General features: G+C 41.9%; 26 protein-coding genes and 1 pseudogene. 11 read left to right on the top strand and 16 right to left on the bottom strand.

What is annotated here, in order from left to right:
- Positions 1-117: 117 nt before the first annotated feature.
- The 11 genes from RHS_RS03775 to RHS_RS30035 form a co-directional block, all read right to left on the bottom strand.
- On the bottom strand, positions 118-1227 hold the full coding sequence (locus RHS_RS03775; RefSeq protein ID WP_377143493.1) for a hypothetical protein: 1110 nt from the start codon (positions 1225-1227) through the stop codon (positions 118-120).
- A 99-nt stretch (positions 1228-1326) separates the two neighbouring features.
- Positions 1327-2721 carry an ATP-binding protein gene (locus RHS_RS03770; protein ID WP_047832352.1) on the bottom strand — a complete coding sequence of 465 codons (1395 nt, stop codon included), beginning with the start codon at positions 2719-2721 and terminating at the stop codon, positions 1327-1329.
- A complete protein-coding gene (locus tag RHS_RS03765; protein ID WP_047832351.1) occupies positions 2718-3371 on the bottom strand; it encodes a response regulator transcription factor in 654 nt (217 codons plus the stop codon). The genes RHS_RS03770 and RHS_RS03765 overlap by 4 nt, the downstream gene beginning before the upstream one ends.
- A 91-nt stretch (positions 3372-3462) precedes the next feature.
- A complete protein-coding gene (locus tag RHS_RS03760) occupies positions 3463-4818 on the bottom strand; it encodes an ATP-binding protein (protein ID WP_047832350.1) in 1356 nt (451 codons plus the stop codon).
- Positions 4794-5468 (bottom strand): response regulator transcription factor, encoded by a 675-nt coding sequence (locus RHS_RS03755; RefSeq protein WP_027292259.1) that lies wholly within the window; start codon positions 5466-5468, stop codon positions 4794-4796. Before RHS_RS03755 ends, RHS_RS03760 begins: the two co-directional genes overlap by 25 nt.
- Before the next feature lie 17 nt (positions 5469-5485).
- A complete protein-coding gene (locus RHS_RS03750) occupies positions 5486-6217 on the bottom strand; it encodes a lantibiotic immunity ABC transporter MutG family permease subunit (protein ID WP_047832349.1) in 732 nt (243 codons plus the stop codon).
- Positions 6214-6711, bottom strand: a complete 498-nt coding sequence (locus tag RHS_RS03745; RefSeq protein WP_395021180.1) for a hypothetical protein — start codon at positions 6709-6711, stop codon at positions 6214-6216. Before RHS_RS03745 ends, RHS_RS03750 begins: the two co-directional genes overlap by 4 nt.
- A 267-nt stretch (positions 6712-6978) precedes the next feature.
- Positions 6979-7677 carry a lantibiotic protection ABC transporter ATP-binding protein gene (locus RHS_RS03735; protein ID WP_027292262.1) on the bottom strand — a complete coding sequence of 233 codons (699 nt, stop codon included), beginning with the start codon at positions 7675-7677 and terminating at the stop codon, positions 6979-6981.
- The gene (locus tag RHS_RS30040) at positions 7678-7848 is read right to left on the bottom strand and encodes a hypothetical protein (protein WP_395021177.1); all 171 of its coding nucleotides are present in this window, start codon (positions 7846-7848) and stop codon (positions 7678-7680) included.
- A 50-nt stretch (positions 7849-7898) separates the two neighbouring features.
- Positions 7899-8222, bottom strand: a complete 324-nt coding sequence (locus RHS_RS03730; RefSeq protein WP_047832346.1) for a helix-turn-helix domain-containing protein — start codon at positions 8220-8222, stop codon at positions 7899-7901.
- A gap of 84 nt (positions 8223-8306) precedes the next feature.
- Positions 8307-8480: a DUF6783 domain-containing protein gene (locus RHS_RS30035; protein WP_395021271.1), complete on the bottom strand. Its 174-nt coding sequence runs from the start codon at positions 8478-8480 to the stop codon at positions 8307-8309.
- A 29-nt stretch (positions 8481-8509) separates the two neighbouring features.
- Between RHS_RS30035 and RHS_RS03725 the strand changes: the two genes are divergently transcribed.
- Genes RHS_RS03725 through RHS_RS03695 form a run of 7 tightly spaced genes read left to right on the top strand, consistent with a single transcriptional unit; the run spans position 8510 to position 13919 of the window.
- A complete protein-coding gene (locus RHS_RS03725; protein ID WP_047832345.1) occupies positions 8510-9124 on the top strand; it encodes a 4Fe-4S binding protein in 615 nt (204 codons plus the stop codon).
- Positions 9118-10656, top strand: a complete 1539-nt coding sequence (locus RHS_RS03720; protein WP_047832344.1) for a glycine betaine ABC transporter substrate-binding protein — start codon at positions 9118-9120, stop codon at positions 10654-10656. Before RHS_RS03725 ends, RHS_RS03720 begins: the two co-directional genes overlap by 7 nt.
- A 14-nt stretch (positions 10657-10670) precedes the next feature.
- Positions 10671-11423 (top strand): ATP-binding cassette domain-containing protein, encoded by a 753-nt coding sequence (locus RHS_RS03715; RefSeq protein ID WP_395021174.1) that lies wholly within the window; start codon positions 10671-10673, stop codon positions 11421-11423.
- 1 nt (position 11424) lies between these two features.
- On the top strand, positions 11425-12204 hold the full coding sequence (locus RHS_RS03710) for a protein-ADP-ribose hydrolase (RefSeq protein ID WP_047832441.1): 780 nt from the start codon (positions 11425-11427) through the stop codon (positions 12202-12204).
- On the top strand, positions 12149-12634 hold the full coding sequence (locus tag RHS_RS03705) for a hypothetical protein (protein WP_395021171.1): 486 nt from the start codon (positions 12149-12151) through the stop codon (positions 12632-12634). The genes RHS_RS03710 and RHS_RS03705 overlap by 56 nt, the downstream gene beginning before the upstream one ends.
- Entirely contained in the window at positions 12631-13494 is an 864-nt protein-coding gene (locus RHS_RS03700; protein ID WP_243133061.1) for a Sir2 family NAD-dependent protein deacetylase, read from the top strand. Before RHS_RS03705 ends, RHS_RS03700 begins: the two co-directional genes overlap by 4 nt.
- A gap of 50 nt (positions 13495-13544) precedes the next feature.
- The gene (locus RHS_RS03695; RefSeq protein ID WP_047832342.1) at positions 13545-13919 is read left to right on the top strand and encodes a TnpV protein; all 375 of its coding nucleotides are present in this window, start codon (positions 13545-13547) and stop codon (positions 13917-13919) included.
- Positions 13920-14052: 133 nt separating this feature from the next.
- Here RHS_RS03695 and RHS_RS03690 read toward each other — a convergent pair whose 3' ends face one another.
- From RHS_RS03690 to RHS_RS30030, 4 genes are read right to left on the bottom strand one after another with little or no spacing between them, the layout of a single operon-like run.
- The gene (locus RHS_RS03690; RefSeq protein ID WP_047832341.1) at positions 14053-14481 is read right to left on the bottom strand and encodes a DUF1016 N-terminal domain-containing protein; all 429 of its coding nucleotides are present in this window, start codon (positions 14479-14481) and stop codon (positions 14053-14055) included.
- The gene (locus RHS_RS03685; RefSeq protein WP_395021169.1) at positions 14454-14804 is read right to left on the bottom strand and encodes a tetratricopeptide repeat protein; all 351 of its coding nucleotides are present in this window, start codon (positions 14802-14804) and stop codon (positions 14454-14456) included. The genes RHS_RS03690 and RHS_RS03685 overlap by 28 nt, the downstream gene beginning before the upstream one ends.
- Entirely contained in the window at positions 14801-15277 is a 477-nt protein-coding gene (locus tag RHS_RS03680) for a hypothetical protein (RefSeq protein ID WP_156042733.1), read from the bottom strand. Before RHS_RS03680 ends, RHS_RS03685 begins: the two co-directional genes overlap by 4 nt.
- A 47-nt stretch (positions 15278-15324) precedes the next feature.
- A complete protein-coding gene (locus RHS_RS30030) occupies positions 15325-15708 on the bottom strand; it encodes an ATP-binding protein (RefSeq protein ID WP_395021166.1) in 384 nt (127 codons plus the stop codon).
- A gap of 39 nt (positions 15709-15747) precedes the next feature.
- Between RHS_RS30030 and RHS_RS03670 the strand changes: the two are divergent.
- Positions 15748-15975, top strand: a pseudogene (locus RHS_RS03670) (DUF4368 domain-containing protein); the annotation flags it as partial.
- A gap of 363 nt (positions 15976-16338) precedes the next feature.
- Positions 16339-17709 carry a D-alanyl-D-alanine carboxypeptidase family protein gene (locus RHS_RS03665; RefSeq protein WP_052431067.1) on the top strand — a complete coding sequence of 457 codons (1371 nt, stop codon included), beginning with the start codon at positions 16339-16341 and terminating at the stop codon, positions 17707-17709.
- A 98-nt stretch (positions 17710-17807) separates the two neighbouring features.
- On the opposite strand, the gene RHS_RS03660 is transcribed toward RHS_RS03665, so the two are convergent.
- The gene (locus RHS_RS03660; protein ID WP_047832339.1) at positions 17808-18314 is read right to left on the bottom strand and encodes a VanZ family protein; all 507 of its coding nucleotides are present in this window, start codon (positions 18312-18314) and stop codon (positions 17808-17810) included.
- A 335-nt stretch (positions 18315-18649) separates the two neighbouring features.
- Between RHS_RS03660 and RHS_RS30025 the strand changes: the two genes are divergently transcribed.
- Positions 18650-18772 carry a hypothetical protein gene (locus tag RHS_RS30025; RefSeq protein WP_276327281.1) on the top strand — a complete coding sequence of 41 codons (123 nt, stop codon included), beginning with the start codon at positions 18650-18652 and terminating at the stop codon, positions 18770-18772.
- 403 nt (positions 18773-19175) lie between these two features.
- On the top strand, positions 19176-19988 hold the full coding sequence (locus RHS_RS03655) for a DUF305 domain-containing protein (protein ID WP_047832338.1): 813 nt from the start codon (positions 19176-19178) through the stop codon (positions 19986-19988).
- The last annotated feature ends 165 nt before the right edge of the window (positions 19989-20153 follow it).

The following is a 20153-nucleotide window of genomic DNA, read 5'->3' as shown; positions in this document are numbered from 1 at the left end:
AAATAAAAGTCATAAACCTCATTAGCCCCGCAAAAGTGTAAAAAGCAGAGCGCAAATCTTACTTTTGCGCTCTGCTTCCTATATCATTTTCCCATATTCAGAATTCTTTTTAGTAATCTATTCCTCCCCCGCCGATGGTATCAGATAGGAATTTTCTGCCTCCGCATACTCTGCCTCCGGCATTGATTCCAAAGTTTCCAATGCCTTTTCCGAAGCCTTCAGCGCAGATGCTTTTTCAGCCGGCTCAGAAATCTTAAGGCTGGCATCATAGATGACACCTTTAAATTTCTGATCATATCTGGAAAAAGATAATAGTGCTCTTTCTCCGTTTATCCCGGTCACTTCAATAGTGATATCAGGATCATTATTGGAATAACCCTGACAGCCATATTCCGAAGATGCTGCTTTCCCATTCACAATATCCAGCTTTTCTGCCAGTTCTTTTGCCAGTTGCGTATACTCGCCGGGATTATCCATTAGTTTCTGGTCAAAATCCAGTGACACTTTCTTATCCAGAGTGCGTGAAAAACCTGCATTAAAGCGTTCCCCCGTTACGGCATCGATCATAAAAGAGTAGCAGGTATCTTCCGGTGAGCGGGTATCCCCCAGACGCACATCCCCGCTCCAGAATGCCCTTGGAAATGTTTCCGTACCGGCATTATATGACATATAGATGGTCGCCCCGTTCATCTTTAATCCATAAAGCTCCCACAGCATTTTAGCCCCTGTCTCAGCTGCTACATCCTGTTTCAGATCCTTCTCAGTTGGAATGCTGTCCTTCGTCAGAGGATCAGAAACCACTTTATAAGTTCCCTTCACATATTTATTTTCCTGCACTTCTCCATTTATCACAGCATCAGCTTCCTGGATTTCTTCTTCTGCTTCGATGGCTGCGTCTACTTTCTTTGCTCCCTTGCTTTCAGTTCCTTCTTTTGCCTCTGCCGTTCCTTCTTTTGCCTCTGCCGTTTCTTCTTTCAACAGATAGCTGGTGGAAACAGTCGCTGTTTTCCCCAATTCTGCTGCCATAACAGCATCGCTCACACTCCCAAATAAAAATGCACATACGCCAATTGCTGCAAATGCACCAGCGATAATCCTGGGAAATTCATTTTTATCACTCTTTTTATTTCTTCTGTTATTTGCTGCAGTATCTCTTCTGCTATATATCTTTTTATCTGTTCTTTTATCTGTTCTGCTGCCTGTTCTTTTACCTTTTCTATTATCCATATTTACCCCTTTGCTTCTGGCATGCCTGCCTTTTTATTCGTATTTGTGATCACATTTCCTATCTTAGACTCCGGAGATTATAAACTTGTAATGAACTTGTTACAGAGTTGTAAACATTACTTTTACCTCGGTCCCTTCCATAAGACCGGATGCGAATTGAAGATGTGCATTATGAAGCTGGGAAATTTGTTCACAGATCGATAGTCCCAATCCGGCTCCGCCTTCCTTGCGGCTTCTGGACTTATCTGCCCGATAAAAAGCTTCTTTTACGTGCTGCAGCTGTCTCTCTGTCATACCTTTTCCATAATCCCGGACGGATAAAACTTTTACATTATCTTCCTGATAAGCTTTTACCTCTATCCAAGACTTCGGATTGCTTGCTTTGATGGCATTGTCAATCAGGTTCACCAGCAGACTTTCCAGAAGTTCTGCATTTCCGGTAATACAATCCATTTGACAGCTGTAGTTAACCGTAATCTCTTTTTCGACAGCCTTACGCAATATGGTATTGCTTACAGCATCCAGCAATGATTTCACTTCTATCTTTTCTTTTTTGATTTCATTGTTCCGCATCATCGCCAGGTCCAACAGCTGGTACGCCATGTTTTCCATTCTTTTGCTTTCAGACATGATATAACCGCAGGACATGATTCTGTCTTCTTCTGAAATTACCGCTTTTTGTACATACTCCGCATACCCATAAATTGCTGTTAAGGGAGTGCGCAGTTCATGGGCAAAATTATCTATAAACTGTTGTTTCTGCCTTGCCGCTTCATTCAGGTCAGCTATTTGTTTTTGTATTTCCATTGCCATGTGGTTAAAGCTCTGTGCCATATATGCCAATTCATCATTGCCGGAGACCGGAAGCCGTTTTTCATACTCTCCTGCCGCAATCCCCATGGATGCCTCCGAAATCTGCTTCAGCGGGCGGAAAATCTGATTTAGCAAAATCAGCAGGCAGAATGCCAGACATACGGATAAAACGGTTCCCGCCATATACAGTGTATTCTTTAACCGGTTCCAGGAAGTTATGGTCTCTTCTATATTATAGCGGTATACCAGGGCATAGTCCTCAAAAGGTGCCGGAAGCAGACCCGCCACATAAACAGACGGCTCCTCATTTCCTTTGATGGATACATAGCGCTGTCCTTCCTTATAAGAATCAGTATTTATATCCTCCAGAACTTCCTGCGCCATATTGGTATAAACCAGGTTTACCTTTTTATACACTGCAAGACCCATGCCGTTACCTTTTGCCAGATAGGAATACGGATGCATTAAGCTCTCCATCGAGCCCCCAATCTCTACCCCTCTGCTGTCCAGAGCCTGAAAATCTTTTAATATAGAAGAAACAATCACGTAATGCTCCGCCAGGCATCGTTCTTTTATAACCCCAACCTTATCTTTAAATATGATTGCTGACATTACGGTTATTCCGGCGTATAAAAAGAATAAGAACAAAATAAGCGTGGTAAAAAAGGCCCGTTTTTTCATTTCGTGACCTCCAGACGATATCCCATCTTATATACTGTTTTTATATAATCCTCCAGTTCCAGTTTCTTCCGCAGTTTCTGTATATGTACATCCACCGTCCTGGTATCCCCTTCAAAATCATACCCCCAGACAAGCTCCAGAAGTTTTTCCCTGGATAGAGCAATATTTCGGTTCGTAACCAACGTTTCCAGCAGGTCATACTCCTTTGGCGTACAATCCATAAGCAGGTCATTTAAAAATACCTGATGGCTTTCAAAATCTATTCTGACTTTACCAACCGAAAACCCGGTATTCTGTTTTAATGTCCTGCGCAGAACCGCCTCCACCCGCGCCAGAAGCTCCAGCATTTGAAACGGTTTGGTAATATAGTCATCCGCCCCCATTTTTAAACCTTTCACCCGATCCGATAAACCGGTTCTGGCAGTGAGAAATATAGTAGGTGTTCCCTTTGATTCCCGGTATACTTCATATCCGTCCAGCCCGGGCAGCATAATATCCAGGATTAACAGATTAAAATGATTCTGCCCAAGCTCCCGGACTGCTTCCTCTCCATCAAATGCCGTCACACACGTGTGCCCCACAAGCTGCAGATTTCTGCGTACTAATTCATTTATCGCTAACTCATCTTCGACAATTAGTATTGCTGCCATTTTTATCCCCCTTTCATATCGCAGATGTTCCTGCTTTTAATGGAAATATAACATGGGGATGTTACCAAGTTGTAAACTTTCTTTCGGCGGCTTAACAGAACCTGACTGTAACCACCCCGCCAGATTCACAGTTGTCCAGTTCCAGTTGTCCAGCGTGAGCTTTTACTACTTCCGCTGCAAACCAAAGTCCAAGTCCATTGTGTCCATCGGTGCCACGCGCTGCATCTCCACGCCACAGGCGCTCTGTTGCATGGTGTAATGCCGATTTACTAAAGCCGGGACCTTCGTCACGCACAGTGACCTGCCAGCCCCCCTCTGCCATGCTGCTTTCCAGATACACATTTCCTCCTGCGGGGGTATACTCAATTGCATTCTGCACCACATTGCCGAGGGCACGAAGTAAATGGTCTCTCTGAATGCTCACTGTACCCTCCAGGCCGTTATGGGTTTGCAGGCAAACCCTCTTTGTTTCTGCAAAAGCCATTGTTCTGTTGCCCAGCTCGTCAAACATAGCAGACAGGCTGGTGTTTTCAAATGCCTCATCACCACCGGCGGCGGTTTCCAGCAGGCTGGCAACATACTGCCTGGCCCTGTCGTTGCCTGCCATAATTGTTTCCACCATTTTGCGGCTGCTGCCAGGCAGTTCTTCACCCAGCAGAAGTTCGGCATTGCCTCCCACCAGGGTGAGCGGGGTTTTTAAATCATGCGCAAGTGCTGCTATTTCTGCCTCACGTTCCTGCTGTGCCGCCCACTGAGAAGACAGGGCGCTGTACAATGCCTCCCGCATATGCTCCATGGCGCCAAGAGCCTGGTCATACTCGCGGATGCCTGCGTGAGGAATTGTGAAATCCAGTTCCTGGGCGCCGATCTTCTCGCTTACCTCACTGAACAGCTTCAGCTTGGCTGCGAGACGCCGGCGGAGCCACAGAGTATTAAATAACAGGCAGAGCACCAATGCCGCACCAAAGGTGGCCAGCCACAGGTATTCAAAGGGTGGCAGCATGTCACGCAGCACAGGATTGGTAAACTCTGCCCTGTAATGCCAGCGAAAGATTATGGTGCTTCCATCTGCGTAAGTGTACCGCGAAACATCCGCGTTGGTGTGCCGGGAAACATAAAGGCTGTAGGCATCCTCCTGAAAAATTCCGGAAAGGGTTTCCAGCTTCTTTCCCTCTACGTTGCTTTCCAGCACTTTGCCATTTGGATCAAACAAAGCATACTCAGGCAGGAAATCGTCACCGGGAGAAACAAATGTTTCTGGCGCTCCGTCCAGCATCTGATCCACCTGTTGGTTCGGGACAACTCCCCGGTAAGCAATGCCGGTGTTTTGAAACCTCACCAGGCAAAAAGACCATACCATACAGCATAACAGCATACAGCCGGACATAACTACTGCAAAGCGCAAAAGCACAAAAGAAAGGCCTACAGAACGCTGTCTTTTCGCCATTTGTATCCCACCCCCCAAACAGTTTCTATAGGACTTAAGCCGTCGGCTTTCAGCTTGGCGCGGATATTTTTGATGTGCTCCGCAATGGCCGACGAATCGCCTTCCGCGTCAAAACCGAAAACGGCTTCGTATAATTGTTCTTTGGTAAACACCTGCCCGGCATGCAGTGCAAGGTGCTCACAGATGGCGTATTCGCCCTTGGTAAAAGGCAGTGTATGTTCACCCGCAATGGCCCCCTTTGCCTGCATATCAAAGCGAACACCACCCCGGTTCAGGGTGCGGCTGGGCTGGCGTACCTCCCGCCGCAGATGGGCATTTACCCGTGCGCACAGCTCCGCGATCCTGAATGGTTTTTTAATATAATCATCAGCGCCCAGGCCAAAGCCCTGCACAAGGGCCGCATCTTCCGCCCTGGCAGTCAGGAACAATATGGGACAATCCACCTCGGCACGGATGCGGCTGCAAAGAGAAAATCCATCCTCTCCGGGCATCATCACATCCAACAGCAAAAGGTTATACAGCTGACACCTGGCAGGCTGCACGGTAGCGGGATCCGTTTCGGTGTCTACCTGGTGCCCGTCCCTTTCCAGGGCGGTGCGTACCAGTGCCAGCATATCAAGGTCATCATCGACCACTAACAGTTTCGCCATAGTCTATCCTCCTAGTTTTACTCTTGTATAACTTTACCTTCCCATTTACTATACCATAGTAATGTCAAAATCAGAATCATCGAAGTAATAATAATCTGAGAAATAATTCCAGGAAAAATAAGTTCACTTGAAAATCCAAAATAATTTTTCAAATACCGAACACCCCATTCCCAGGGAATGAACGGCCAAATTTTATCACCAATGGGATTTTCAAAGAAACCCGCTAAAATCGTACCAGAAATCCCCAGCAAAACAGAAATACTTGAACCAAAACGAAATGCAATAGGTACGTGTAATAAATATAATAATAAACTGTTATTTAATATAATACAAAATATGGCAAGATATGAACCAAAGTTCATTACACTTATATCCAGAAAAAAATTGACTCCAATATAGAAACAAAGTTCATATATGATCACGCTTATGGCTGAAAAAAACAGTAAAAAGAACAATTTTCCCAAATATACGCTTCTTCGGGACTTCACTAAACCCAGAGCATTTTGAATACCGTTTATATTCCTGTCGAGATTAATTAAAATTGGTGCAGCAATACTAACAAAAATCGGATAACATATTTGTAATACCACGAAAAACAATCTCGCATCCGAAATAATATGGTAACCGGCAGAAGCGTAATAAACCAAAAATAATGTTGTAACCACAACAGGCAGTAACAAATGCAATAGAACAACCGGAGTTCGTCTGATTTTGGTAAAGTTAGATAAAAACTCCCTTATAATAGTCATTTGCGGTACACCTGCTTTCCATACCAGCGGGCAAACAAGATTGAAAAAACTAACATAGCAAACAAGCTTATCAATACCAGCAGCAAATTTTGTCCTGAATTTAATAATAATCGTGAATCTGCACCAACCAATAATCCGCTTGGCAAAACTCCAAATAAAGTAACCATAAACCTGGCAGTCCAGCTATATGGGAAAACCCAAAACAACGGCGTCAAGGAAAAAAACAGACCGCCTAATGCACTGGCAAACAAATTTATTATCACAGATCCAACAAATCCGACTTTCTGATCTAAAAATAAACAGAACGGAATCTGCCATAATAAAGAGAGACACAATAAGAAGTATCCTAAAACATAAAAACCGGCAAAACCTATCGCAGCTGAAACACCTGACCATATGACTTCAGAGATTATGGCGATAAACGATAGCAATAATGATATCATCAAAAGATTCAGCGCTATTAGAATTGTTTTAGCAATAAATGTCTTCTTCAAGTTAATGGGCAAACTATAAAGCGTACGGTATTTGTGTTTTTTGATCCTTATGATTAACTAAATGACATAAAATCACAATGGACAAAGATGCAACAGGCATGCACCAATTGCAAACGATAGAGCTTGAAAAGCCACCTAAACCAATATTTAAATATATAAATATCATGGATATTAAAATTAAAGCTATTGGTATAAATATAATAAGTTTTCTAAATAAAGAGCGTTTAAATTTCAAGTTTTCTGCTTCTAAATATGTTCGCAGCATCATTATGCACGCTCCCTTCTTACAATATCCATAAACAATTGTTCCAGATCTTCATCTGCTTCAACTTTGTCCTGGTAAAGAAGCGATCCATTGTATATGATCCCTATATCATCGGCAACCTGTTGTATTTCGCTTAAAATATGACTGGATATAATTACAGAAATCCCAGACTCCGCAAATGTTCGGATCATGATCCTTAATTCTTCTATGCCAAAAGGGTCTAGCCCGTTAGTAGGTTCATCCAAGACTAATAATTGGGGGTTATTAAGCAGCGCTAATGCTATACCCAGTCTCTGTTTCATTCCCAGCGAAAAATCGGATATCTTTTTATTTTTCGTATCCGCTAAGTCCATTTTTTGCAATACTTCAGTACATTTTTCTGCCCCAATCCCCAAAAGAGTCGCCCTCACTTTTAAGTTTTCAAATGCCGTTAAATTCTCATACAGCGGTGGTGATTCGATCAATGAACCAATATTCAATAAATCTTTTCGGGACCAGGGATGATTGTTGAATAATATTTCTCCTGAAGTCGATCTGGTAATTCCTGTGATCATCTTCAGCAATGTTGATTTACCGGCACCATTAGGTCCTAATAAACCGTAGACAGAATTTTTTCTTACACACATCGATAAATCTTTTATTGCATACGTCTTTTTAAACTTTTTAGAAACATGATTGGTTTTTATGATATACTCATACATTTATAACTTCCTCCATTTTACATAATTGACAACATAAAACGGTCTGCCGGCTGCAGCCGGTTTGAACAGTGTCCGTCCCATAGCGTTGTAACTCTTTTGATTTGTTACTGCTATGGTAACAGCTATTTTTAAGGAAATTATAAAGAAGCTGCTGCTTACTTGAAAATTCACCCCTGCCAGCAGCCTATAAAGTTTAAATCTTGCGTTTGTCAGGCTGGACTCTAAATTTGTTTCTTCTTATATTCCTTTCCCCAAACAACCATTGCCTCCAAAACTGTATTCAAACTCAACCCCATCTCTGTCAATTCATATTCCACACGGGGCGGTACTTCCGCATATACCGTTCTGGTAATCAAGCCCGCCTCCTTCATATCCTTTAGATTAGAAGTCAGCACTTTTTGTGAAATGTTCCCAATCGAATTTTTCAGTTCTCCAAACCTTTTCTTGCCTGTTAACAGATCACGGATAATCAAAACTTTCCATCTGTTACTGATTAAGCTTAGTGTTGTTTCAACCGGACATTCCGGTAATATCTGTGTTTCCATATGATTTCCTCCATTAGTTTCTTTTTGGCACCTTAAGCACTTTATTGTGCCTACTTGCTCTAATCGCTGTATGCCTTTAATATATTACTTATAAAACAAGAAGTCAAGACAAGAGCGTGTTAGAAAATTGCTTTCTGACAGATGTGCGTCACAGTTTGTGGTAGATTTGTCCCGGATGAAGGGCGCGTAACGGGCTACGCAACCTGAATCCGGGGCAAATATGCCGCAAAGTGGGGCGTGCAGATGGCAGGAATGAATTTTAAAACACGCTCTAGGGAGGAATACCTATGGAAAACAAATATCTCAACATACTTAGGGAAATTAAAAGTGTATCGATGTCAACTGTCAGCAGCGAGGGAATGCCCCAGGCAAGAATTATTGATGTTATGCTTGTTGAAAATCAATCCTTATATTTTTGTACCGCCAGGGGGAAAGATTTTTACGCAGAATTACTGGAGAACAATATGGTTGCGGTAGTGGGAATGACGAAGAATTATCAGATGATCCGCTTAAGCGGCAAAGCAAAACATCTGTCAGAGCAGAAGCTCTGGATTGATAAAATATTTAAAAATAACCCCATTATGAATGACGTTTATCCCGGGGAAGCCAGATATATCTTAGAACCATTTTGCATAAACAGCGGTTCCATAGAATACTTTGATATAAGCTCAACTCCTGTATACAGAGAATATGATTCTTTTGGAAACATGGACTCCATTATGAAAGGATTTGAAATTACCGGGGATTGTATTTCCTGCGGCATTTGTGCCGAGAACTGCCCGCAGCATTGTATTGATTCGAAAAGCAAATATATGATACAGCAGCAGCATTGCCTGCACTGCGGATTATGCTATGAAACCTGTCCCGTAAAAGCCATTAAAAGGAGAACGAAAATATGTTAATGGATATTTGGATTTTACTAACACAACGAAGTGCATTTTTCATTAATCTATGCCTGGAACACTTGAAAATTTCTATTATCTCTATCGTAATTGCAATTCTATTCGGAGGGATCCTTGGTATTCTGGTTAGTGAATTCCGACGATCGTCTAAGCCTGTACTTGGCATTATCAACTTTCTGTACACCATTCCATCCATTTCTATGCTGGGATTCCTGATACCCTTTTCGGGCATCGGAAACATAACTGCCGTGATTGCACTTACCTTTTACGCATTAATGCCGATGGTGAGAAACACTTATACAGGAATCACCAATGTAGATGAAAATATTATTGAAGCTGCAAGAGGGATGGGCAGCACAGACAGGCAGATTTTATTTAAGATTAAACTGCCATTAGCGCTTCCGGTAATTATGTCCGGCATCCGAAATATGGTAATTATGACAATCGCTTTAGCAGGTATCGCTTCCTTCATTGGTGCCGGAGGTCTGGGTGTTGCCATTTACAGAGGAATCACGACGAACAATGCTGCAATGACAATGACAGGAAGCCTTCTCATCGCTCTGATCGCCCTGTTATCTGATTTTATACTAGGGCTGATTGAAAAACTGCTGCAAAGGAAACGAAAAAATAAAAACAGGAAAAAAATATCGGTGATCATAGGCGGCGCTATTCTCATCCTGGTTGTTTTTGCTGCCGCTGCTTTCTTCCACAAATCAAAAAAAGAAACGCTACATATTGCTACAAAACCAATGACAGAACAATATATCCTTGGCGAAATGCTGGGCATTCTGATTGAAGATTATACAGATTTAAATGTAGAGATTACCCAGGGTGTAGGCGGAGGAACCTCAAATATCCAGCCTGCAATGGAAAAAGGCGAGTTTGATATCTATCCGGAATATACCGGAACAGGATGGAACATGGTGCTCAAAAGAAATGAACTGTACACGGAAGATATGTTCGGGCAGTTACAGTCCGGGTATGAGTCCGGGTATGGACTGCAATGGACGGGTATGTATGGATTTGCAAACAGCTATGCACTTGCCGTAAGAAAGGACATCGCTGACAAATATAACTTAAAAAGTATCTCCGATCTAAAGGACATATCATCTGAATTGACCTTCGGTGCGGAATACGATTTCTATGAAAGGGAAGACGGATACACCCCGCTATGTGCTGCCTACGGAATGGATTTTAAAAATACCGTTGATTTGGATATCGGTTTAAAATACCAGGCGATCAATGAAAAGAAAATCGATGTAATGCCGATTTTTACAACAGACGGACAATACAGTGTCTCTGATATCATTGTGCTGAAAGATGATAAAACTTTTTATCCCTCTTATCAGTGCGGAAACGTTGTCCGCATGGAAGTACTGGAAGAGAATCCGGATCTGGCAGATATATTTGAAATGGTGCAGGGTATTCTGACTGATAAAGAAATGGCTGAAATGAATTATAATGTAGAAAACAATGGCTCGGAACCCAGAGAAACTGCAACTGCTTTTTTAAAGAAAAAAGGATTAATCTAGCCTGGAGGTAAAAAATGTTTGATAAAAAAATGCCAATAATACAATTTAAAGATATCGAAAAAAAATATGATGAAAATGCCATCATCACGCATTTCAATCTGGATATAGAAAAAGGAGAATTTCTCACCGTTATCGGTTCGTCCGGCTGTGGAAAAACAACACTATTAAAAATGATAAATGGACTGCTGCTCCCGAACAACGGGAGTGTCCTGGTGAACCAGAAAGATATTAAAAATGAAGATTTAATTGCACTCAGACGCAGTATCGGTTATTGCATCCAGGGAAGCGTACTCTTCCCCCATATGTCCGTGGAAGATAATATATCCTATGTCCCCAATCTGCTGAACCATCGTAACAAGAAGAAAACCCATGAAGCCGTTGCAAAATGGATGAAGATCGTAGGTCTGACCGATGATATGCGGATGCGCTATCCATCGGAACTGTCCGGCGGACAGCAGCAGCGGGTGGGGATCGCACGTGCACTTGCTTCCTCTCCTGAAATCTTACTGATGGATGAACCCTTTGGTGCCGTTGATGAAATCACCCGGGTACAGCTGCAAAAAGAAATCAAAGAGATCCATCAAAAAACGGGTATTACTATTATTTTCGTTACCCACGATATTTCTGAAGCATTGCAGCTCGGTACAAAAGTCCTGGTATTGGATCAGGGTACCGTCCAGCAATACGACACCCCGGAAAAAGTAGTTCACTCGCCCGCCAATCCATTTGTGGAAAAATTACTGAATGGGAAAGGAATTCAAATTTAATATGACACAAGATAAAAGATTACGTTACCTGATTCGGTTTCTCCTGAATGAAAATTCTGAATACAGTACACTCCAGATTCCGGCAGCCGGGCAGGAGCAAAAAAAGCTTTTGCGTTCCCTCATGAATGTACGATTGCCCAGACCCATTTCTCCGGAGTTTTTAGAAATACAGGATGCTTATTTACAAGAGGAACTACATGAAAAAAAAGTCACTTCCCTTCTTGATTTATCCCCTGTAAAGGATGGAATTTATTTATGGAAAGGGGACATTACCACACTTCAGACTGATGGTATTGTAAATGCCGGCAACTCTGGCTTATTGGGCTGCTTTGTTCCCTGCCACGGCTGTATTGACAATGCTATTCATTCTTTTGCAGGCATACAGCTTCGTTTAGCCTGCCAGGAGATAATGGAGCGGCAGCAAAGCGGGGAACCCGTTGGCAAAGCAAAGATTACAGAAGCATATAATCTTCCTTCCAGGTTTGTATTGCATACGGTAGGTCCAGTCATCCACGGGCGCCTGGGGGAAGAAGATTGCGTTTTGCTGGCATCCTGCTATCGCTCTTGTTTGGAACTTGCCGACACTTACCATTTAAAAAGTATCGCCTTTTGCTGTATTTCAACCGGAGAATTTCATTTTCCAAATGAAACCGCAGCACAGATAGCAGTCAATACGGTAACCGCTTACCGTAAAAATACACATACAGAAATGGAGGTCGTATTCAATGTTTTTGGAGAAAAGGACTACAGCATCTACCAACAGCTGCTTAGAAAAAATTAAGACTTTAAAAGAAAAAATAGATACTGCCGATGCCATTCTGATCGGAGCCGGTGCAGGACTGTCTGCAGCGGCAGGATTGGAATACAGCGGTAAAAGATTTACGGACAACTTTTCCGATTTTATTGAAAAATATGGTCTGAGCGATATGTATTCCCCAGGTTTTTATCCATTTGAAACATTAGAAGAATACTGGGCATATTGGAGCCGTCATATTTACATCAAACGCTATAAATATTCCACGGGAAAACCCTATACGGATCTGCTAAAACTGGTCAGAGACAAAGAGTATTTCATACTGACAACCAACGTAGACCATTGCTTTCAAACCGCGCACACCAGAAACAAATTAACGAAAAAATTGAGAAAACGGCGTATTTCAGGACATTTGCAAATTCAAACTACAACTTATAAGGAAAGGCGGTGTGCATGATGTTTGGCAGACGAAGCTTTGGACAAACCAATACGATAAATGGCATAGATAAGCTGCGTAGCGCACTGGCACAGGCAGACACTGTCATCATCGGTGCAGGAGCCGGTCTTTCCACATCAGCCGGTTTTGTTTATACGGGAGAACGCTTTCAGGAGAACTTCCATGGCTTTGCAGAAAAGTATCACTTTAACGATATGTACTCTGGTGGGTTTTACCCCTACGATACCTTGGAGGAGCATTGGGCATACTGGAGCCGCTATATTTGGATAAACCGCTACACACAGGCACCAAAGCCAGTGTATGACCAGCTGTTTGACTTGGTGAAAGACAAGGATTACTTTGTCTTGACTACCAATGTTGACCATCAGTTCCAGAAAGCCGGATTTGATAAAAAGAGGCTGTTCTATACGCAGGGTGATTACGGTCTGTTTCAGTGCAGTGAGCCATGCTGCCAGAAAACCTATGACAATGAGGAAATCGTTCGTCAGATGGTGGAACAGCAAAGAGATATGCGTGTGCCAACGGAGCTGATACCTCACTGCCCTGTCTGTGGCAAGCCCATGAGTATGAATCTGCGAGCAGACAATACATTCGCCCAGGACGAGGGCTGGCATAAAGCTGCGGAACGCTATTCAGAGTTTTTGCGGCGGCACGAAAATACGAAAGTGCTGTTTCTGGAATTAGGTACTGGAATGAATACGCCTTCGATTGTAAAATTTTCTTTCTGGCGTATGACAAACCAGTGGTCTAATGCTACCTATGCCTGCATCAATATGGGTGAAGCCTATGCACCAGATGAAATCAAAGCAAAGTCTATCTGTATCAATGAGGACATTGGAAGTGTCTTGAAGCAAATTTAACTCGTACCGATAACCGGCACAGGCTTATGAGAGCCGGAAAGGATACGCAAATGGAACATACGATTATTGAAAATGGATTTACCTATCATTTGGCTGAGGATGGGATGTACTATCCCGATTTAAAGCTGCCGGAGGATGAAAAACCCCGCTACGGCAGATACGGGAGGATGCGGAAAATATTCCTCATGGAACACAGGCACGGGATGTTCATGGCGCTTTTGTTAGATGGTAAATTGGTAAAGCATCTGAATGAGATAGACGAGCAAGCACAAAATCAAGTGGATTTGATTGTTCGTCAGATGGCGGAGAAACAGGGGGTAAACGAAGCTTTGAAAGCCTGTGACCAGATGGCATGGGTTGGGGCGAAAAACAATATTAAGAGTGCAGCGGAGGAAATTGTGCTGCCAGAATTGATTTATAACTAACTCAAAAGGCGTAGGTAAAGCGATGTTCGCTCTGCCTACGCCTTTGCTTTTATAATGTTGCTTGGGCATTCGTTTCCGAATTTTTTGGCTCAAAGCATGAATCAAGATTTTTGCATACTTTCTTTTAATTCATTTAACAGAAGTTTTGCAACGGGAGTGAATATTTGATATTTCTTCCAGATGATGTGCATAGGAGAACGAAGCTGAGCAATTCACAATAATGTGACCACGACAATTTTCCAGACACTGTCTGGATTTTTTGATAGCTGAGATAAAACAACCTCATATTATAGATATTGGAACGGGAAAATCCTTTTCCAAACTCCTTGGAAAGTGATTTGGATAACTGTTTCAGTGTATTCTCTCCGTAGGCGGCTCGTATCTGATCATTTTGTTCATAACGAACGATAATTTCACCGATTTTCCAGTAGGTGGATAGCAATTCGGTGTTTACCTGCGCCGCAACCTTATTTCTGGACGAATCTAATATCGTCTTAATTTCAGAGACAACCGAGCTGGTATATTGATTTGTAGCTACTTGTAAATCTTTATTATCAACCATATGTTTATTCCTTTCTTAACAGAGCCTTTACCACCAACACCTGTCAGCGCAAAGTAATTAGTGATTTCTGCCTTTTTTGCTTCGATGAATTCCGGCTCATCGGCATAGAATCGTTGATAGATTGACAGTGCAAGGTCAAAGTGCTTTTCACACAGTTTTATTTGCCCCATGCCAAGGTACAGGCAGGCAATCGTTTCTTGGATTATCGCATAGTCCAAACACTTATCGGAATTATATTTCTTTACAATGATGGCACATTTTTGCAGGGCTTCAAGCCCCTGCTCCGGGTTGCCCATTTCACCAAGCAGAACAAAGTAGTTCACAACGCCAACGCATCCTTTTCCAGCTTGACAGCTTTCTCTGTCTTGTTATGGAAGGTATCCTCATATAATGCGGTGTAGTCCAGCAGCAATGCCTGGTCAGTGTTTTTGCCACAATCCGGGTTATTCAGCATAGTTTCCACCTCTTTTAGTAGAAAGACAATGCCTGGTTCATAACTGTACTTTTCCATATAAGGAATGGTATCCTCAACGAACAGCAGGAGGAACGCTTCATCGTCACGGTCAAGTAGCTTCACGGCATTTTCAATGGTCTGGAACAGCGTTTTGTAGTTGGCAATATCCTGTCCATGCAGCAGACAAATGTGCTGAAGGTTTTCCAGCAGTGTACGGCAGTTGGTGACAGACGGCTTTGTATCTGTGACTGTGATTTCCTGCATCATCGGGTGCAGAGCAATCATGCGCATTGCCTTTTCCTGTATGAAGCCCATTTCAATTAAATCATTAATGCCGTTCATATTCGGCTGCCCTATCCATCCGGCAAACTGCCGTGCGGGGATGCCCGTCAGCGGCACAAGAGCAAGCCCACGCAAGATGTTTTGCTCACTTTCAGAGAATTATCAATGACAAATAAAGTGTCGTCTTTCAAGGTGCGCAGGAATTTATTATGCTTCTTAAAGCGTTCTTCTTCGGTATCAGTAGGCAGATCATCGGCAAAATCCATGTCGATGATGTCCTGCTTCAAATCTCCGCTGTATGTCAGATAAAGAAAATTGGTGTAGCTTTTTTGGTATTGGGCTGCATAGGCTTTTGCAAGCTCGCTCTTGCCGATACCGGCAATACCATGCAGAAACCACCTTTCCGTCCTTTTCCAACAGGTCGTGGAGCTGTTCCAGTTCCTGTGTGCGCCCGCAGAACCAACGGCAGGGCTTGGGAATATCGTTGGCAAGTACATAGTCCCGAATGACCGGGGGAAACAGAGCAGTATACCGATATTACCGAAGTGACCGCCGAGCTTCTGCACACACTGGTTGAAAACATCGTGGTGCATGAAAAAGAGGTTGTCGATGGTCAAATCATTATGCGAGTGGATATTTACTACCGCTTTATCGGGAAAATCGGTGCTATGGACGGCGAGGATTTGCAGGCTCCTAAAATCCGCAGGAATACCAAACTCTTGCGGGAAGCTGGTGTTTTTCCGGCTCTGGAAGCCTAAAAGGGAAAAAGAACAAAATGGTGCGCAATAAACATAACACTCCGGGCATTATAAAATACCCCTTTTGGCAAATGACATACGAAAATCCCAAATCTGCCTATGCCTGTATCAATCCTGGACTAGAGCACTGCCCTTTTGAAATCGAAAGCCAGTCAATTTGTATCAATGATGATATCAGAAAGGTAATCCACGTTCTCCTTACGCAATAACAGTCAACTGCTAATGACTGCTAATGACTTTAATTTAAGCCTTCTATTTGAGACATCTTTGTAATAGTATATTAAAGAGCCGGCAGATTGTACCGCTTTTTATCTGTCCGCCATTCCGGTCACTTAAAAAATAAGACCTGATAAGGAGATGTCCATGAAACGTATATCCATCGCTATTTTAATTTCCATGTTCATATGTCCCGCCATACTCCTAACGGTATATGCAATGCCGGATTGGCCTTCTGATGTCTGGATTCAGGCGGAAGCTGGCGTAGTAGTTGATATGGATTCCGGTGCAGTTCTTTTGGGTCAGAATATTGATACACCCTATCCTCCTGCAAGTATCACGAAGCTTCTGACTGCCCTGATCGTTATAGAAAACAGTAATTTAGAAGACATTGTGACTTTCTCTGAGGATGCGGTAAATAACGTGGAAGAAGGCAGCGGGAACAAGCTCAATGTTGCTGCAGGTGATCAGTTAACCGTAGAGGACTGCCTTTATTCCCTGCTCCTGCACTCCTGCAATCAGGTGGCAAATGCTTTAGCAGAGCATGTTGCCGGAAGCCGTGAGGCGTTCGTACAGATGATGAACGATAAAATAGCAGCACTCGGATGCACCAAGAGCCACTTTGCAAATCCATCCGGTTTAAATGATGATACACAGGTTGTCACCGCATATGAAATGGCGCGCATCGCTCAGGCGGCATTTTCCAATCCAAAGCTTCTGGAAATTGATTCTTCCCTGTCTCATGATATCAGTCCGACTCTTAATAATCCCAATGGGATCACGATATATATGGAACATAAACTGGTCAGCACCTCCGATGAAAACAGCGAATTCTACTGTCCATTTGCCATCGGAGGCAAGACCGGATACACCACCCCTGCGGGAAATACCCTGGTCACTTACGCGGAACAGGACGGCCGTAGACTGATAAGTGTCATCTTACGGGGCACACCTTCCCAATATTATCTTGATAGCAAGGCTCAGCTGCAAAGCGGCTTTCAAAACTTCAAGAACCTGGATATTTCCAAATACGACAATACATCCAATCTCTTTAAAGAACCCGTTACCATAAATGGAAATACTTACGAACCGTCACAACTGGAACTTGCCGGTAACAGCATAGTATCCGTACCTGCAGATACCACTGACTTTAAAGGAATTAAACGTATCTTAATCAAAGGGCTTCCGAATAATCCACCTTCCAATGCCGTCGGCGTCATCCGGTATGATTATGGAGAACATCACCTGGGTTACGCATACCTGTTAAAAAAAGACAGCAATCAGGCATCCGCAGAAGTTTCGGCTACCCCTAGTTCATCAGGTACTCCGCAAGAATCGGATACTCCGCCAAGCGAGAGCACGCAAAGTCATCAAGATGCCGATCTGCCGCCTACTGTTGAAAGCAAGAAGGATGGTATTGATCCCCAGAGTAAACTTTTGTTTTTAGCCGTGTTGATTATAGCGGGGATCGCATGGTGTGCTGTTTCATTTGGGTCAGGGAAAGAGGATACACAGTAATAAGTGTCGCTGCTACTTTATTAGAAAAGATAAAGGAAACTTGCATAAAAAAGGATCAATCGTCCCGCTGATCCTTTTTATGCCCCAAACAATATTTGCTATAAATTTACAATAATGAGAAGTCCCAAAAATGCAATAACCCCAATTGTCCCAATGCAGGCTAATATATTTAATACTTTGTTGGTTTTATCCTTTAACAGCTTATAAAAAACCATATAGATCAAACAACCAATTACACCTCCAAGGGTATTTCCAATTAAATCCGTTATATCAGTTGCTCCAACTGCGAATATAAATTGTAATATTTCCAGCGCTAAACTTGTAAGTGCAATCGGTACGATTTTTTTCAAAAATGACCAGTTACTTTTTATCATACAGATATACAATCCAAAAGGGATAAAAATAAGTACATTGTTAATTATTTCATCAAAATCCATTTTCCCATTAATTATTACAGATCCGGCAAAAGGAATTAGATTTACTCCTCTTAGATGTGGTAAGCCTTTTAGTGTAAACTGCATTTTTAATAATATAATCCATACTAATACAAAAACATAGATTATAAACAAGATCCATGTTAATTTCCTTTGACTCTTATTCTCCATTTACTCCTCCTTATTCTATAATAGAAATATACTAACACAACTATCCATTATATTTCTATTATAAATATTCTTATTTTTCTATTATGAATATTCTTATTTTTCCTTATCTTCTATATTTTCTTTTTCAAAGGCAAGGCAAATAAGCCGCAAATTTACAGTAAGATATTTGCTGTAAAAACATCCTAATCTATATTATTATACTTCCATGTGTTATAATGAAACTAATTAATAATCAAGGTGTAAATATAAGCGTTGTAATCATCACAGGCAGCTTGTGGAAATGAATTTACAAACAGGCTCTACGCAGAATTCGTAATATCTATGAAGGAGCAAATATGAAACTTGAATATAGAAATGCCAAAAAAGAAGATGCGAAACTTCTGACAGATATTTATAATAAATCATTTTATGATGATTATATACATTATAGTGAATGTCCCAAGTACATTTTTCTATAAAACGGTAATATTCGATTTCAGCACTACTGATCGGTTTGTTCCCTTTGCAATAATAATTATGTTTATGTGAAAGGAGGTATGTTGCATGTTAGCAGCTTTTATGGGGCAGTTCGGTATGTTTTTAAGTATCCTTTTCAATGTCTTAAAATTAATATTATATGTTCTTGCCATATTGGCTTTGATTAAATACTTAAGAACTAAATAATCTGCAAAAAGGGTAAACCGTATATATCGTTTACCCTTTTTCTCGTTTTATATCCCACTTTTCTTGAAAAATACAATTATAACGGTCATTTTACCTCCTAAGTTTTAGAAAAACAATATTTACTGTATAATTTCCCCTATCCTGAAAAAGCTATAACTAAATCTAACTTACTGCCTGAACGGCTGAATGGAGGTCTTTATGAATAAAAAAGGATTTTACTGGACGATGGGAATCATAGCTGCTCTTTTAGTGGTTCTTCTGATCTGGCTGTTTTTTGCCGGAAGAAATAAAACTGCTCCTATGCCAAACACAGATACAAACACCACCCAGGTTACTACCAACAGCAGCGGTGCTGACCACGCAAACAGCAATGCCAACAGCAATACTAACAGCAATGCTGCTGACCAAACAGACGGCAATGCCGCTGACCACAGCGGTATGAATCATGATAATACGAACAACCATGGAGATAAAAATCTGGCTTCCTATTTGGATGAGCAGGACGATGATATGGAAGATATGATGGAGGACATGGAGGAGATTGACAAAACAGGCTATGCTGCTATTGATTTTTTAAACGGAATGCTTCCCCATCATGAAGCAGCTATTTCCATGTCGCAAAGCTACCTGAAATACGGCGGTGCCAACGAAGAATTGAAAAAACTTGCAAACGATATAATTGATGTCCAGAAACAGGAAATTGATCAAATGCAAACACTCGCTAAGGAATTAAAAGCTGCCGGCAAACAGGATCTGGATCAGGAAAATGCCTATCTGGAAGAGTATAAGAAGATGTTTTCTTCCCACCAAATGAATCACTCTACTACTAATAATGTAGAAGCCGCTTTTGCTGAAAGCATGATCATGCACCACCAGATGGCAGTTGATATGGCAGAATCTATTTTAAAATATACAGATGAAGAACAGGTAATCTCACTGGCTCAAAATATAATCACCGCTCAAAAAGAAGAAATTAAACAGATGGAAAATCTCTTAAAAGAAGTAAATTGAATCATTTTTTCGCAAATCGACTCGAATCGTGTCGTAAAACGAATTGACATATTCCGCTCGGAATTATATACTATAGAACGTGTTAACTTCTTAATTCGACACATATGATTCATAGCCCAGATCCCACGTCTGGGCTATTTCATTTTGACACACCTGGCATACGTT

It is taken from the genome of Robinsoniella sp. RHS (assembly GCF_001029355.1).
Taxonomy (GTDB): domain Bacteria; phylum Bacillota; class Clostridia; order Lachnospirales; family Lachnospiraceae; genus Robinsoniella; species Robinsoniella peoriensis.
Note: the sequence above shows the minus strand (reverse complement) of the source record. Positions and strands in the feature narration are given on the sequence as shown.

Bases quoted from the DNA above. Each gene is read 5' to 3' on its own strand.
- RHS_RS03775 (WP_377143493.1), bottom strand. From the start codon at position 1,227: ATGGATAATAGAAAAGGTAAAAGAACAGGCAGCAGAACAGATAAAAGA.
- RHS_RS03770 (WP_047832352.1), bottom strand. From the start codon at position 2,721: ATGAAAAAACGGGCCTTTTTTACCACGCTTATTTTGTTCTTATTCTTT.
- RHS_RS03765 (WP_047832351.1), bottom strand. From the start codon at position 3,371: ATGGCAGCAATACTAATTGTCGAAGATGAGTTAGCGATAAATGAATTA.
- RHS_RS03760 (WP_047832350.1), bottom strand. From the start codon at position 4,818: ATGGCGAAAAGACAGCGTTCTGTAGGCCTTTCTTTTGTGCTTTTGCGC.
- RHS_RS03755 (WP_027292259.1), bottom strand. From the start codon at position 5,468: ATGGCGAAACTGTTAGTGGTCGATGATGACCTTGATATGCTGGCACTG.
- RHS_RS03750 (WP_047832349.1), bottom strand. From the start codon at position 6,217: ATGACTATTATAAGGGAGTTTTTATCTAACTTTACCAAAATCAGACGA.
- RHS_RS03735 (WP_027292262.1), bottom strand. From the start codon at position 7,677: ATGTATGAGTATATCATAAAAACCAATCATGTTTCTAAAAAGTTTAAA.
- RHS_RS03730 (WP_047832346.1), bottom strand. From the start codon at position 8,222: ATGGAAACACAGATATTACCGGAATGTCCGGTTGAAACAACACTAAGC.
- RHS_RS03725 (WP_047832345.1), top strand. From the start codon at position 8,510: ATGGAAAACAAATATCTCAACATACTTAGGGAAATTAAAAGTGTATCG.
- RHS_RS03720 (WP_047832344.1), top strand. From the start codon at position 9,118: ATGTTAATGGATATTTGGATTTTACTAACACAACGAAGTGCATTTTTC.
- RHS_RS03715 (WP_395021174.1), top strand. From the start codon at position 10,671: ATGTTTGATAAAAAAATGCCAATAATACAATTTAAAGATATCGAAAAA.
- RHS_RS03710 (WP_047832441.1), top strand. From the start codon at position 11,425: ATGACACAAGATAAAAGATTACGTTACCTGATTCGGTTTCTCCTGAAT.
- RHS_RS03705 (WP_395021171.1), top strand. From the start codon at position 12,149: ATGTTTTTGGAGAAAAGGACTACAGCATCTACCAACAGCTGCTTAGAA.
- RHS_RS03700 (WP_243133061.1), top strand. From the start codon at position 12,631: ATGATGTTTGGCAGACGAAGCTTTGGACAAACCAATACGATAAATGGC.
- RHS_RS03695 (WP_047832342.1), top strand. From the start codon at position 13,545: ATGGAACATACGATTATTGAAAATGGATTTACCTATCATTTGGCTGAG.
- RHS_RS03690 (WP_047832341.1), bottom strand. From the start codon at position 14,481: ATGGTTGATAATAAAGATTTACAAGTAGCTACAAATCAATATACCAGC.
- RHS_RS03680 (WP_156042733.1), bottom strand. From the start codon at position 15,277: ATGAACGGCATTAATGATTTAATTGAAATGGGCTTCATACAGGAAAAG.
- RHS_RS03665 (WP_052431067.1), top strand. From the start codon at position 16,339: ATGAAACGTATATCCATCGCTATTTTAATTTCCATGTTCATATGTCCC.
- RHS_RS03660 (WP_047832339.1), bottom strand. From the start codon at position 18,314: ATGGAGAATAAGAGTCAAAGGAAATTAACATGGATCTTGTTTATAATC.
- RHS_RS30025 (WP_276327281.1), top strand. From the start codon at position 18,650: ATGAAACTTGAATATAGAAATGCCAAAAAAGAAGATGCGAAACTTCTG.
- RHS_RS03655 (WP_047832338.1), top strand. From the start codon at position 19,176: ATGAATAAAAAAGGATTTTACTGGACGATGGGAATCATAGCTGCTCTT.